At 60.7% G+C, this 509-nt stretch carries 1 protein-coding gene and 1 pseudogene; both read right to left on the bottom strand.

Features of this window, described 5'->3' with window-relative positions; all coding sequences use genetic code 11:
* A partial coding sequence (locus A3730_RS29465; protein ID WP_156500947.1) for an ATP-binding cassette domain-containing protein occupies positions 1-166 on the bottom strand: 166 nt, incomplete at its 3' end.
* Between the two features lie 85 nt (positions 167-251).
* Positions 252-509: pseudogene (locus tag A3730_RS05655) on the bottom strand (ornithine carbamoyltransferase); the annotation flags it as partial.

The raw sequence follows: 509 nt of genomic DNA, 5'->3' as shown, positions 1-509 counted from the left end.
GTTCCAGCCCGGCGATGGCCCGCAATGTGGTGGTCTTGCCACAGCCGCTGGGGCCCAGCAGGCAGGCAATTTCACCGGCCGCCAGTTCCAGGTTCAAATCTTTTACGACGGTTTGCTGGTGATATCCGCAGGCCAGATTCTCAAGGCGCAGTAGGGGGGCGTTCATGATCATGCGCTCCCGGCTTCACGCTGCACGCAACAGGGGAAGATGTCTCCGTGATGCGTGTGGCATGGTGCGTGCAGCGTTGCCATCAATGTTGCCCGGTGAGCAGGAATTCCAGCAGGGCTTTCTGGGCATGCAGGCGGTTTTCCGCCTCATCCCAGACCACGGCTCTGGGGTCTTCCATCATTTCATGGCTGACTTCTTCGCCGCGGTGGGCCGGCAGGCAGTGCATGAACAGCGCATCCGGGTCGGCCTTGTCCATCAGCTCCGGGGTGACCTGGTAGCCGTCAAAGGCGTTAAGGCGTGTTTGCTGTTCGTCTTCCTGGCCCATGGAAGCCCATACATC

Source organism: Alcanivorax sp. HI0044 (assembly GCF_001634945.1).
Note: the sequence above shows the minus strand (reverse complement) of the source record. Positions and strands in the feature narration are given on the sequence as shown.